The organism is Methylobacterium aerolatum (genome assembly GCF_022179085.1).
In the GTDB taxonomy this organism is placed as follows: Bacteria; Pseudomonadota; Alphaproteobacteria; order Rhizobiales; family Beijerinckiaceae; genus Methylobacterium; species Methylobacterium aerolatum.
Genome location: NZ_BPQE01000011.1, coordinates 392,485 through 405,532, shown reverse-complemented (window position 1 = coordinate 405,532; position 13,048 = coordinate 392,485). Strand labels below are relative to the sequence as shown.

Annotated in this window: 10 protein-coding genes; 4 read left to right on the top strand and 6 right to left on the bottom strand. The window is 70.4% G+C overall.

Annotated features, from left to right (window positions below; all coding sequences use genetic code 11):
• Window positions 1-3,234: a PAS domain-containing protein gene (locus MFF06_RS08745; RefSeq protein ID WP_238202926.1), complete on the bottom strand. Its 3,234-nt coding sequence runs from the start codon at window positions 3,232-3,234 to the stop codon at window positions 1-3.
• Window positions 3,235-3,451: 217 nt separating this feature from the next.
• A complete protein-coding gene (locus tag MFF06_RS08740) occupies window positions 3,452-4,534 on the bottom strand; it encodes a YeiH family protein (protein WP_370876631.1) in 1,083 nt (360 codons plus the stop codon).
• A gap of 129 nt (window positions 4,535-4,663) precedes the next feature.
• Here MFF06_RS08740 and MFF06_RS08735 point away from each other — a divergent pair, with 129 nt between their 5' ends.
• Both MFF06_RS08735 and MFF06_RS08730 read left to right on the top strand, forming a co-directional pair.
• Window positions 4,664-4,918, top strand: a complete 255-nt coding sequence (locus MFF06_RS08735) for a hypothetical protein (protein WP_238202924.1) — start codon at window positions 4,664-4,666, stop codon at window positions 4,916-4,918.
• 105 nt (window positions 4,919-5,023) lie between these two features.
• Entirely contained in the window at window positions 5,024-5,674 is a 651-nt protein-coding gene (locus MFF06_RS08730) for an SOS response-associated peptidase (RefSeq protein WP_238202922.1), read from the top strand.
• Window positions 5,675-5,891: 217 nt separating this feature from the next.
• Here the strand turns inward: MFF06_RS08730 and MFF06_RS08725 are convergent, their stop codons facing one another.
• From MFF06_RS08725 to MFF06_RS08715, 3 genes are all read right to left on the bottom strand, one after another.
• The gene (locus tag MFF06_RS08725; protein WP_238202920.1) at window positions 5,892-6,422 is read right to left on the bottom strand and encodes a hypothetical protein; all 531 of its coding nucleotides are present in this window, start codon (window positions 6,420-6,422) and stop codon (window positions 5,892-5,894) included.
• Between the two features lie 265 nt (window positions 6,423-6,687).
• The gene (locus MFF06_RS08720; protein ID WP_238202918.1) at window positions 6,688-8,037 is read right to left on the bottom strand and encodes an adenylate/guanylate cyclase domain-containing protein; all 1,350 of its coding nucleotides are present in this window, start codon (window positions 8,035-8,037) and stop codon (window positions 6,688-6,690) included.
• A gap of 185 nt (window positions 8,038-8,222) precedes the next feature.
• A complete protein-coding gene (locus tag MFF06_RS08715; protein WP_238202917.1) occupies window positions 8,223-9,503 on the bottom strand; it encodes an O-acetylhomoserine aminocarboxypropyltransferase in 1,281 nt (426 codons plus the stop codon).
• A 278-nt stretch (window positions 9,504-9,781) separates the two neighbouring features.
• Between MFF06_RS08715 and MFF06_RS08710 the strand changes: the two genes are divergently transcribed.
• Together MFF06_RS08710 and MFF06_RS08705 are read left to right on the top strand one after the other, a co-directional pair.
• Window positions 9,782-10,471, top strand: a complete 690-nt coding sequence (locus MFF06_RS08710; protein ID WP_238202915.1) for a collagen-like protein — start codon at window positions 9,782-9,784, stop codon at window positions 10,469-10,471.
• A 107-nt stretch (window positions 10,472-10,578) separates the two neighbouring features.
• The gene (locus MFF06_RS08705; protein ID WP_238202913.1) at window positions 10,579-11,121 is read left to right on the top strand and encodes a cupin domain-containing protein; all 543 of its coding nucleotides are present in this window, start codon (window positions 10,579-10,581) and stop codon (window positions 11,119-11,121) included.
• A gap of 15 nt (window positions 11,122-11,136) precedes the next feature.
• Here the strand turns inward: MFF06_RS08705 and selB are convergent, their stop codons facing one another.
• A complete protein-coding gene (gene selB, locus MFF06_RS08700; protein WP_238202911.1) occupies window positions 11,137-13,044 on the bottom strand; it encodes a selenocysteine-specific translation elongation factor in 1,908 nt (635 codons plus the stop codon).
• Window positions 13,045-13,048: the final 4 nt, after the last annotated feature.

Sequence of the window (13,048 nt, the reverse complement as noted above, 5' to 3'; positions counted from 1 at the left end):
TCACTCCGTCCGCCGGGTCAGGCCCCGCAGGGTGACCTTGCGGAACGCCTCCGCGACCTGTTCGGCGGAATAGGGCTTCCGGACCAGCTCGAAGCCGTGGGCATCGTCCCGGGCGAGCACGTCGCTGTAGCCGGAGGTCAGGATGACCGGCAGTTCCGGATGGCTCGACTGAAGCCGGCGCGCCAGGGCGATCCCACCCATGCCGGGCATCACCACGTCGGAGAACACCGCCTCGAACCGGAACGGAACGCGCTCGATTTCGGCAAGCGCCTCCTCGGCATTGTGCGCCCAGACGGTCGAATGGCCGAGATCCTCCAGGATCTGCGTGCAGAAGCGGCCCACGTCGAGGTTGTCCTCCACCACGAGCACGCAGAGGCTCCGCCCCTCGGCCAGCCGGTCGTCCGTGGGGAGAGCCGTCCTGGCTTCGCGGGGAGCCTCCGCCTCCGGGAGGTACAGGGTGAAGGTCGTGCCGCTGCCGACCTCGCTCGCCACCTCGACGTCGCCGCCGGATTGCTTGGCGAAGCCGATCACTTGGCTCAAGCCCAGTCCCGTGCCCTTGCCGACTTCCTTCGTGGTGAAGAACGGTTCGAAGATCCGCGAGAGGTGGTCCGCCGGAATACCGCAGCCCTGATCCACCACCGCGACGGCGACGAACGGCCCCTGCGAGCCCGCATGGCCGCGGATCGGCGGCAACGTCTGGTTGCGATCCACGCGGATGACGAGTTCGCCCTCCCCGCGCATGGCGTCGCGGGCGTTCACCGCCATGTTCACCAGGGCGGTCTCGAACTGGCTGGTGTCGGCCCGGACATGGCACCGCGCCTCCGGCTGCTCGGTGCGCACGCGGATGCGGGCGCCCGTCACCGAGTTCAGCATGTCGGCCACCTCGTCGAGGCGGGCGCCGACATCGAACACCTCCGGCGTGAGGGCCTGGCGGCGGGCGAAGGCCAGAAGCTGGCCCGTGAGCTTGGCCGCCCGGTCCACCGTGTCCGACATCGCGTCCATGTACCGGGCACGGCGCTCCTCCGGCAGGTTGGGACGGCGCAGGAAATCCACCGACGAGCGGATGATGGTCAGGAGATTGTTGAAGTCGTGGGCGACCCCGCCGGTCAACTGGCCCACTGCCTCCATCTTCTGCGCCTGCCGCAGGGCCTCCTCGGCATGGGCGAGGGCCTGGGCCTGCTCCTTCATGGCGGTGACGTCGCGCACCGTCGCGTAGATCTTGCCCTCGTTGGGCACCGCGTTCCACGAGAGCCACCGATAGGATCCGTCCCGGTGGCGATAGCGGTTCTCGAAGGTCGGCTTCTTGATGCCCCTGGCGAGTTCCGAGGCGGCGGCGACCGTCGCCGGCACATCATCCGGATGAACGAAGTCGAGGAACGGTTTCGCCCGCATTTCGTCGGGGCTCCAGCCGAGGGTGGTGGTCCAGGCCGGGTTGAGGCTGGTGATGTAGCCGTCGTGGTTGGCGACGCAGAGGAGATCGGTGGACGCCTGCCAGATCTGGTCGCGCTCGGCGGTGCGCTCGGCGACCTGTTGCTCCAGCGTGGCGTTGAGGTCGCGCAACGCCTGCTCGGCGGCGCGTAGCTCCGTGATGTCGGTGTTGGTCGCGAACCACCGGTCCACGGCGCCGGCCTCGTCGCGGATCGGCACCATCCGGGTCAGGAAAGGGCGGAACCGTCCGTCCTTGGCGCGCAGCGGGAAGGTCATCTCGAAGGGCTCGCCCGTGACCAGGGAGCGGTTCCAGCGGGCCAGCACCTCAGGCAGGATCGCGGGATCGTGGGCGGTGGTCCATCCCCAGCCGAGCAGGGCGCCGGGCTCCGCGCCCGTGTAGTCGTACCAGCGGCGGCTGCACCAGTAGACATGCCCGTCCGCACGGCTCATCCAGCACAGGATCGGGATGTTGTCGGCCAGCGCCCCGAATTCCAGCGCCTGCTCGCGCAGGGCCGCGCTCACGAGGTCCCGTTCGGCGACGAGGGCCTGCCGCTCGTCCGTGTCGATGAGGACTCCCGGGAAGTACAGGGGTTCGCCGTCGGCATCGAGGTCGACGCGGCCGTTCGCCTCCAGCCAGTAGTAGTGCCCGTCGGCGCGCCGCACGCGGTGCTGGTGCGCGTAGCTGCCGCCGCGGGCGATCGCCTCGGCGATGGCGGCGGAAAGGGCGGCCTTGTCCTCGGGATGGACGTTCGCGACGACGCGATCGATGTCGGTGCCCTCGCGGCCGAGGGCGGGGTCGAGGCCGAAACTGTAGGCGAAGGCTTCGTCGAAGGTGAAGCGGCCGGTCTTCAGATCCCAGAACCACGTCCCGATGATCGCCCCGGCCGAGAGGGCGAGTTGCACGCGCTCGATATTCTCGCGGGCGAGGGCCTCACTCGCCTCGAGCCGCGTGTGCTGCGCCCGTCGCGCGGTGATGTCGCGGTAGAAGAGCGCGAGGCCGTCGTTCACCGGATAGGCGCGGATGTCGATCCACGTGGTCGTGCCGTCCGGCTGCGGAACGCCGTGTTCCAGGCTTAAGGGACGCCCCTCCTCGATCGCGCGCCGGTAGGCGGCGGGCAGTTCCGGTGAAGCCCCCGGGAAAACCTCCGCGTAGGGCCTCCCCACCACGGCGTGGCGGGGCCGCCCGTCCATGCGCAGCCCCTCGGCGTTCATGTCCGCGATCCGCAGATCGCGTTCGAGGAGGGCGAAGGCTTCGCCCATGTTGTCGAGGACGTTGTGGGCGCGGTCGCGCTCGGCGCGGAGGGCGGCCTCGAAATCCCGCTGGCGCCGCTCGGCCTTCACCCGCTCCGTGGTCTCGTTCGTCAGGATGAACAGCCCGGCGGGCCGGCCCTCCTTGTCGAGGATGCGCGAGTAGGAGAAGGTCCACCACGTCTCCGCCTCGCCGCGATCCGTGTCGAGCTTCCACGGCAGGTCGGTGAAGCGCCGGGCGCGGCCGGCGAAAGCATCCTCGACGATGGGACGCGCCTGCTCCCAGGCATCCGCCCAGACTCTGTCGAAGCGTTCGCCCATGGCCCAGGACACGCGCGGGCCGAGGAGCGGGACGTAGGTGTCGTTGAAGAAGAAGCTCAGCTCCGGTCCCCACGCGAGAATCATGCTCTCGGGGGAGTTGAGGACGAGGCTGAGCGCCGAGCGCAGCTCCGGCGACCAATCCCCCGGCGGGCCGAGGGGGTGGCCGGTCCAGTCGCGGTCGCGGATCATCCGGGCCGCCTCTCCCCCGCCGTAGAGGAAGGCGAGCGCGTCACTCACCGCAGCGATCCCGGTCGAGCAATCACAGGCTGTGTGGTCCGAAGCCTCATGCAGCGGGCTATGGCCAAGGCCGGTCGTGCGTGCAAGCGTTCCCCTCGGTGTTCGCCCGTGGCTTCCCTGCCGCACGGCCTGATCCGCGGCGGACTGACCCCGCCAGGCACACAACTATGCGTTGAATCAACTTCCGATCGGACGGAACGGATGCATCGGCGCGCGCTCAGCCGATACCGAGGCCGCGGATCAGAAGCAGGCTGATGCCGATCAGCACGGCGAGCGATCCCGTGACCGCCAGGGTCACGCGCCCGCCGACCCGTGCCAGCACGCGTACATCGACGCCGAGGCCCAGCGCCGCCATCGAGACGACCGTGAGGAGGCCGGCGATCCGGGCGATCGGCGCCGTGGCCATGTCAGGCACGGCACCGAGGGAGCGCAGGGTCGCGAGGGCGAGGAAGCCGAGGATGAACCACGGCACGAGCTTGGTGAAGCCGAGGCGCCCGGCAGCGGGCGCGGTGCCCCCTTCCGCCCTGGCAAGGCGGGGGGCGATGAGGGAAAAGGCCACGACGACCGGCCCCAGCATCAGCACGCGGACCAGCTTCACCAGCGTTCCGACCTGGGTGGAGAGCAGGCTGACCGGCACGGTGGCGGCGAGCACCTGCGGCACGGCGTAGACCGTGAGCCCGGCGAGCACACCGTATTGGTGGTCGGTCAGGCCGGCGAGGGGCACGAACAGGGGGAGGCCGAGCACCATCAGAACGCCGAGCACGGCGGTGAAGGCGATGGAGGCGGCGATGTCTTTCGCTTCGGCGCCGATCACCGGCGCGACGGCGGCGATGGCAGAGTTACCGCAGATCGCGTTCCCGCAGGCGACGAGGATCGCCATGCGTGCGGGCAGGCCGAGGAGACGGCAGATCCCGTAGCTGGCCCCGATCCCCACCGCCACGACGGCAACGATCCCGAGGATCAGGGCCGGCCCCGAGGCGACGATGGCCGTCAGGCTCAAGGAGGCGCCGAGCAGCGTCACCGCCACTTCGAGCAGTTGCTTCGCGGAGAAGGCGATACCAGTGCGGAAGCGGGGTCCCGGCGTCCAGGCGGTCCGCACGGCGATTCCGAGGAGGATCGCGACGACGAGGGCTTCAACGTACGGATGCGAGAAGACGTGCTCCTCGATAGCCTGAGCTGCGAGGGCGACCACGGTGATGGCGAGGCAGAGGCCGATCCCCGGCAGGAGCGCGGTGAAGGCGGAGGTGCGGTTGCGCCCCTCGGCGCCGGCTTTGGCAGCAGTCCGGTCGCTCACAGGCAAGACTTTCGAGGGTCGAGAAAGAATCGCTCTGCCATCGGGCGAGAAGGGAGAATGACTCTCTCCGTCCGGCCAAAACAACGGAAATCCCGTCCATTGCGACAGAGGCCGTCCGGCGCGACATACGTGAGCATGCGCAACCCGTCCGCCATGGCGTCTTCCACCGTTCCCGAACCGGCCTCCTTCGACCCGTTCGGGGAGCCGGTGACCGCCGCGCTGGCGCGCGAGTGCCCCTCGTCGAGCACCGACCGCACCGCGCGCCGGATCGGTGGCCTCGTGTTCTGGAGCCTCGCGCTGTTGATCCTCGCGGGTCGCATCTACACCTCCGACATCCCGGTCACGCAGACCGTGATGTCCGCCGTCACGCAGATCGCCTCCCTGCGCTGAGCGTCCGGCAGGGGCTTCACGCCCTCCTTACGACGCCTTTCCGTCCGTCGCGATAGCCTTTGCCTGACACTCGGCGCACAATGCCGGGGGTGTCGGGCATCGCGAATGTGCAATCTCTACAGTCTCGGGCGGCAGGGGCCTGACGCGCTGCGGGCGTTCTTCGGCGCGGCGCGGGACGAGACGGGCAACCTGCCCGAGCTGACGGCGATCTTTCCCGACCAGATGGCGCCGGTGGTCGTCGTCGCGGAGGGTGAGCGCGTCCTCACCCGGATGCGGTGGGGCATTCCCGGCCCAAAGGTGTTCGGCGAGCATCCCGTCACGAATGTGCGGAACGCCGCCTCCCCCCATTGGCGGCCGTGGCTGAAGCCGGCCTACCGGTGTCTCGTGCCGTTCACGGCCTTCTCGGAATATGCCGACACCAAACCGCGCAAGACGCCGGTCTGGTTCGCGCGGGACGACGATCGCCCGCTCTGCGCCTTCGCCGGCATCTGGCGCCCCTGGACGGGGGTGCGGGGAACGAAGGCAGAGAACCCCGACCGGGTTGAGGCCGAACACCGCCTGTTCTCGTTCCTCACCACGGAGGCGAATGGCGTCGTCGGCCCGGTCCATCCCAAGGCGATGCCGGTCGTCCTGACGACGCCGGAGGAGTGGGCGACATGGCTCGACGCGCCGACCGCCGAGGCCCTGCGCCTGCAACGCCCCCTGCCGGACGAGGACCTCCGCGAGGTCTCGCGGGGCCCGAGGCACGATCCCTGAGGTAGGGACCGGTCCGCGCGTCGAAACCCTTGGCCGGTCGGGTCGGGCCAACCCCGTCGCTGGATCTCTGGTCGTCGACGCTCGCAACGACGGAGCTGCGTGGGGCGGCCCGGTCGGCCTCTGCCCTCAGCGGCGGCGGTCGAGATCGACCCTGCCGAGGCCCGCCGCGGGCACGCTGCAATGCCTGCGCCGTGCCTGTCGATGGTGAGGGATGGCCTCAGCACCCCTCGCAGATCATACCCGTCTTGAAGCGGCCGCTCTCGATGAGCCGCTGCATCGCCGCTTCCCGGTCGTACAGGTCGTCTTGGCGCGGGCGCTTCACGACCTTCTTCGGTGCCGGTTCGGAGGCGTGGACAGAGCCCGTCTGCACGTCCGTGCGGCCGATCCCGGCGAGCGCCTGGATCAGGCGGCTTTCCAGCAGGGGGGGACGGGTGAGTTCGCCCGGCCGCAGGGTCGCCCAGTGGCTGCGGGCCTGCGCCGATGCCTTCAGGGACGCCACGGGATCGGCGGCGCCCTTCCGCGGCGGGGCGGTCGGTCCGATCAGGTCGCCGGGCATGACCTCGCGGGGGGCCGGCGTCACGGGACCGAAACCGGCCGTCCGTGAGACGCTCCGCGTCTGGGCGACGGCGGCGGACGATTCGTTGGCAGCAGGAGGGGAGCTATAGGCCGTGGGGGTGCCGAGGGGGTTCAGCGAACAGGCCCCCGCAAGCAGCCCGATGCCGGCGACGGCAATCAGCTTCAATGTCATGATGCCCGTGAATGCCCAACTGACGGATGTGCCGACAGCTTAGCTTCCACGTATGATATGTCCATGGGCACAGCCCAGGGTGGCCTTGCGTTTTACGCACGGGACCGCGCCGCCAAGAGCGTAACCCGTCAAAGGTTAAATTAATCTTACCGGCGATTGCGGCAAATCGATCACACGGTTTGCGGGCAAAACAGTGGCGGATGCTGTCCTGCGGACACGCGGTTAGCCTCGCACAGCCCGCCGACCTCGGGCCGTTGCGGACACCTCACGCCGTGATGGATTCGGCCGTGGTCGGTGCGGCAGCCACGCTCCGCGCCGGCTCCACCGCATAGAATGGCATGGCCTCCCGCCGGCCGCGTAGGGGCTCGCGGCTCACCTCGCGCCATGTGACGCCCGCCTGACCGGCCGCGCGCCGGACCGCCTCCGAGGCCAGGACCGGGACCCCGGCGGCCTTCGTCGCCTGCTCCAGCCGGGCGGCGACGTTCACCGTGTCGCCGAGCACGGTGAATTCGTAGCGCGCCTCCTCGCCGATGATGCCGCTGAAGACCTCGCCGCCATGCAGGCCGATGCCGATGCGCACGAACGCGCCGTGCTCCGCCTCGGCGTTCCACGCGGCGATGTCGTCCACGAGGGCGCAGGCGAAGCGGACCGCCCGCTCCGCATCGTCCGGACGGGGCTCCGGCAGGCCGAAGACCAGCAGCGCCCCGTCGCCGATGAACTTGTCGACCACGCCGCCATGGGTCCGCGACAGCCGCATCACGCGCTGGCGGTAGGAGGACAGGAAGGCAGACAGCGCCTTCGGATCGAGCTGCTCGGCGATGGCGGTGGAGCCGCGCATGTCGACGAAGGCGATCACCGCCTGCTGCCGCCGCCCGTTCTTGAGGCTGTCGTCGTCGTCCGCGAGGCGCGTCACGAGTTCGGAGGGCAGGAACCGGGCGAGGCGCCCCCGCCGGGCCGCCTCACGGGCAGCGGTCATGCCGAATACGACCAGGGCGACGGCGAGGGCAGCCAGCGCCCCCCAGATCAACAGGGCGACCTTCGACAGGGTCGCCTGACGCCGCTCCATCGTGGCGCTCTCGCGGTCCACCATCGCCTGCACGATGGTCCGGATCTCGTCCATCAGGTGCCTGCCGCCGCCCTGCTGGACCATGGTGTGGCTGGTGGCGATGTCACCCGACCGGTGCAGATCCACCGTCGCGCCGAGCTCGTCGAGCTTGCTGCGGATCAGGCGGATCAGACGATCCAGCTCCTGGCGCTGGGCGTCGTCCTCGCTCATCAGGTCGTGGAGCTTGGTCACCTCGCGGTTGACCTTGATCCGGCCCTCCCGGAACGGGCGCAGGAACTCTTCGTCGCCGGTGAGAAGATAGCCGCGCTGGCCCGTCTCGGCGTCCTGCACCGCCGACAGGACGCGGCTCAGCACGCCGTCCACCGCCAGGGCATGGCGCACCGCTTCCGTGCCGCGCTGCTGGTAGGTGAAGGCCCCCGCCGCCACGGCGAGCATCGCCAGGATCACGGCGAAGCCGACCACGATCGGGTTCAGCGCCCGGGAGCGGGTGTCGAAACGGGCGGCGGGCTCGATGGCCGCGCCGGGCTTCATGGCGCTACCTGCTGCCATCTCCAGAGACGTCGTATCCAGGGTACCGCGGAGACCGGGATCACGCGGCCACCGCCGGACGCGCGGGCGGGCCCGCGCGGCACGCAGGACCGGCGCCCGGTCCCCGCACAAGGGCCGAGGCCGGCGTTTGTTCCATGGCCGTGCCGCCCCGGCGGGTCGCCACCGGCCGGGGAGAACGGGGCGGGTCAGCTGCGCAGGGCGCGGTCCAGATCCTCGATCAGGTCGGCCGGGTCTTCCAGACCGACGGAGAGGCGGACGACCTCCGGCCCGGCCCCGGCGGCGGTCTTCTGCGCGTCGGTGAGCTGGCGGTGGGTGGTCGAGGCCGGGTGGATGATGAGCGACCGCGTGTCGCCGATATTGGCGAGGTGCGAGAACAGCTCGAGGTTCGAGACCAGTTTCACGCCCGCCTCGTAGCCGCCCTTCAGCCCGAAGGTGAAGACGGCGCCCGCGCCATTCGGCGTGTAGCGCTGCGCCATGGCGTAGTATTTGTCGGTCTCGAGCCCCGGATAGCTCACCCACTCCACGGCCTCGTGCCGGGCGAGGAAGCCGGCCACGGTGAGGGCGTTGTCGGAGTGGCGCTGCATCCGCAAGGGCAGGGTCTCGATGCCGTTGAGGATCAGGAAGGCGTTGAACGGCGAGAGGGACGGGCCGAGGTCGCGCAGGCCGAGGACACGGCAGGCGATGGCGAAGCCGAAATTGCCGAAGGTCTCCGCCAGCACCATCCCGGCGTATTCCGGCCGCGGCTGGCTCATCATCGGATAGCGGGGGTCCCCCGCCCACTGGAAGGTACCGCCATCGACGATGAGGCCGCCGATGGAATTGCCGTGTCCGCCCAGGAACTTGGTGGCCGAATGCACCACGATGTCGGCGCCGTGCTCGAAGGGGCGGATCAGGTACGGCGTCGCCATGGTGTTGTCGACGACGAGGGGGATGTTGTGCCTCTTGGCGATCTGCGCCAGCGCCGCGATGTCGGTGACCACCCCACCGGGGTTGGCGATGGATTCGCAGAAGATCGCCTTCGTGCGCGGCGTGATCGCCGCCTCGAAGGAAGCCGGGTTGTCCGTGTCGGCCCAGACCACCGACCAGCCGAAGTTCTTGTAGGAGTGGTTGAACTGGTTGATCGAGCCGCCGTACAGCTTATTGGCGGCGATGAACTCGTCGCCCGGCTGCATCAGCGCGTGCATGGTCAGGAACTCGGCCGCGTGGCCGGACGCCACGGCCAGCGCCGCCGTGCCGCCTTCCAACGCCGCGATCCGCTCTTCCAGCACCGCGTTGGTCGGGTTGGTGATGCGGGTGTAGATGTTCCCGAAGGCCTGCAGGCCGAACAGCGAGGCCGCGTGATCGACATCGTCGAACACGAAGCTCGTTGTCTGGTAGATCGGCGTCGCGCGCGCGCCGGTGGCCGCATCGGGTGCGGCTCCGGCGTGGATCGCGAGGGTGTTGAAGCCGGGTATCCGGTCGGTCATCGCGCTCTCGAACTCCGCGAGGGTATGACCACTGCCTCTACGCCCCCGGGACAGCCGGGCGCAAGGCGGGCCCGCCTTTCGGCGCCGTCCACGATCGTGGAGCGGTTTGCGGGGCCTTGGCGTTTCGGAGGGCGGGCGGTTCGCCCGGGCGGCCCGCCGCGCGCAACCCAGGAAGACGATCGCGGACGATCCCCAAGACAATTCAGGCCGCAAACGATCCGGCGTTGAAACCTTTAAGCTCATTAAGTATAACAACTTCAGCGTGGGCCGAGATATTTATGAGCCATCGAAGGTATTTGATACATCTTGGTGCCGCGTGCGCGTTGACGATGCTGTCCTCTTCGCCGTCCTTCGCCCGTATCCAGATCGAGGCGGCGCGGATTACAGGCGGTGAACTCTGGATTCTGGGCTCGACCGATGAGGCCGAGGCCGAGGTGAGCTTGGATCGCAAGTTCACCACAAAGGCAGACAAGCGCGGCAACTTCGAATTGCGGGTGGTCTACCATCCGGCGACCTGCATCGCGACGCTGCGGACCCCGCAGGAGGAGCGCAGCGTCGTCGTCGGGGAATGCGGCCAACAGGGAGCGCCGGGTCCCGCCGGTCCCATGGGGCCACGGGGCGAAAACGGACCGCCCGGCCTTTCCGGCCCGGCGGGCCCTGCCGGCCCGCAGGGGCCGCAGGGGATCGCGGGCATGGACGGCCGCGACGGCGCGCCGGGTCCCGCCGGCGAGACCGGTCCTGCGGGTCCCCAGGGGCCGCAGGGACAGCCGGGCCCGCCCGGTGCGCCCGGGCCGCGCGGTCAGACGGTGACGGTGCCCGCCGCCCCGAAACCCGCGCCCGCACCGGCCAGGACGGCGGCCCCCAAGCCGCAGCCGCGCGGCGAAGGCGCCCGCCGCGCCCCCGAACCTGCCGAACCGGACCTCAACTCGCAGGCCGGGGGTGGCCTCAACGAAGAGGATCGCAACTGAGTGGTCCGGGCCGTCGGGCCGATTTGCCCGCGCCGCACGACCTCCGGCCCGTGCCGCCTGCCCCCCACGGACCGCTTATGCGATGATGCGGCCATCGGAGGATTCGGATGCACGACCACGATCAGGACCAGCCGGACGCGCACCCGCATCCCGGTGCGCATCCCCACCCGCATGGATCCGAGGCACCGGGCCCGGACCGCTGGAAGCACGACGGCGTGCGGGTCATTCCGGGCGACAGGCTCGATGCCAACACCGCCCAGACCCCCGGCATGTACCGGCAGGCGGCCATCAACGCGGCCCGCGTGGGCGCGCAGAGAATCTGGGCGGGAACGGTGGCGATTCAGCCCGACGCCAAGACCGGCGTGCACCATCACGGCGCGCTGGAGAGCGTGATCTACGTGGTGTCCGGCCGGGCGCGGATGCGCTGGGGCGACCGGCTCGAATATGTCGCGGAGGCCGGGCCGGGGGACTTCATCTTCGTGCCGCCCTACGTGCCGCACCAGGAGATCAACGCCTCGACGGACGAGCCGCTGCACTGCGTCCTCGTGCGTTCCGACAACGAGGCCGTCGTGGTCAACATCCCGGATGTCGAGCCCGTCGAGAAGCCCGAGACGGTGCATTGGGTCGATCCGATCCACAAGGCGCCCTGAGGGCGGCGCCCGGGATCAGATCTCGCCGACCTCCGCCCTCACCGTGCGCCCGTCCGCGACGCGGACGGTGAGTCCGCAGGCATCGAAATAGGTGAGTAGCGGCATCGTGATGTTCCGGCTGATGCCGGTGGCCTCGCGGAAGCGTCCCACGGTCAGGAGCGCCTGGGGATGCTCCGCCGCCACCGCATGGGCGCGACGGGCGAGTTCGCCCAGCACCTCCGGCAGGACGTAGTAGTGGCTGGAGACCCGCCGCAGCCAGCCGATCCGCCCGCACTTGTCGAGGAGCGGGCGCAGGGTCTCCGCGTCGCAGGCCACCCGGGTCGCGAGGTCGGCGAGCCGGGGTTGGTCGAGGCCGGCACCCGCCAGGACCACGCGCACCGCGTCGTAGAGTTCGGCCTCCGGTCCGGCGAGACGGACGTCGTGCCCCGGCAGATGATGGAGCGGACCCCGCCGGGCGACGGCCCCGCCGCCGATGAGGCGGTCGAGGGCTGCCCGCAATACGGCGCGCCCGATCTTCGACAGCCGGTCACCGATCTCCTGCGCCGTGAGGCCGAGGGAGTCCGGCTCAATCCGGTGACTGTCCGCCAGCAGCGAGAGAATCGCGGCGCCCACCGCTTCGATCCGCGCCCGGGCGAAGCCGATCCGGGCCTTCGCCGTCGCGAGGACGACCGTCCCGGCCTTTTCCTCGAGAGTCGCGAGGGCGGGCCCTGGAATGTTGCGGGCACGGGCGAAGTGGTCGAGATCGACGCCTGTCTCCTCGAGCGCCAGGACCCCGGCGAGGGCGGCCGCATGGTCCGCTTCGTCGAGGGCCGCCACGACCGCACGCCGCCCCGGCGTCCAGCCCCCCCGGCGCGTGCCCGCAATGTCGATGATCCGCCCTCCCCCGAGGGTGCGGCTGGCGGAGATGTCGCGCAGAACGAAGCGGTCGCCGTGGAGGGCACCGATCCCGGCATCGAGGGTGATCTGCGCCATCCGCTCCCGGCCGGGCTCGATCACCGTGCCGGGCGGCAGGAGCACCCGCCCGGTGGCCGAGGCCGCGCCGAGATGGACATGGACGGGCGTACGGTGGCGCAGGGCTCGCTCCTCGCCCGGCAACAGGCGCAGGGCGACGTCGAGGTGGCGGACGGGGCGGTCGAGGTCTGGCGCGAGGATCCAGTCTCCCCGGTGGATCGCCTCCCGCGACAGGCGCGGCCCGGTGACGTTGAGGGCGCAACGCTGGCCGACACCCGCAGCCGCGACGGCCTCGTCCTCGGCGCGGATGCTCCGGACGCGCAGTTCGGCACCGCCGGGGGAAACGAGGAGGCGATCGCCGACGGCCACCGTGCCGGCATGGACGGCGCCGGTCACGACGAGCCCCGCCCCGGGGATGGTGAAGCACCGGTCCACGGCGAGGCGGAATCCGCCCTCCGCGGATCGCACGGCCGTTCCGGCGGCGGCCCGCTCCAAGCGCTCCGCGATGGCGGCGATGCCGGCGCCGGTCAGTGCGGAGCAGGTGAGGATCGGCGCCGTGGCGAGGCCGGACCCCGCGAGTTCGCCGCGGATCTCCGCCTCGACGGCGGCGAGGCGCGCGCCTTCCACGCGGTCGCTCTTGGTGATCGCGACGAGGCCCCGGCGCAGGCCGAGGAGGTCGAGGATGGCAATGTGCTCGCGGGTCTGGGGCATGACGCCGTCATCGGCCGCGACGACGATCAGGGCGAAGCCGACGCCCGTCGCCCCGGCGACCATGGTGCGGACGAGCCGTTCGTGGCCGGGCACGTCCACGAAGCCGAGGCGGTGAGCGCCGAACCGCGCGTAGGCGAAGCCGAGATCGACGGTGATGCCCCGGGCCTTCTCCTCCGGCAACCGGTCGGCGTCGATGCCGGTGAGAGCCTTCACCAGGGAGGTCTTGCCGTGATCGATATGGCCGGCGGTCGCGACGATCATGCGG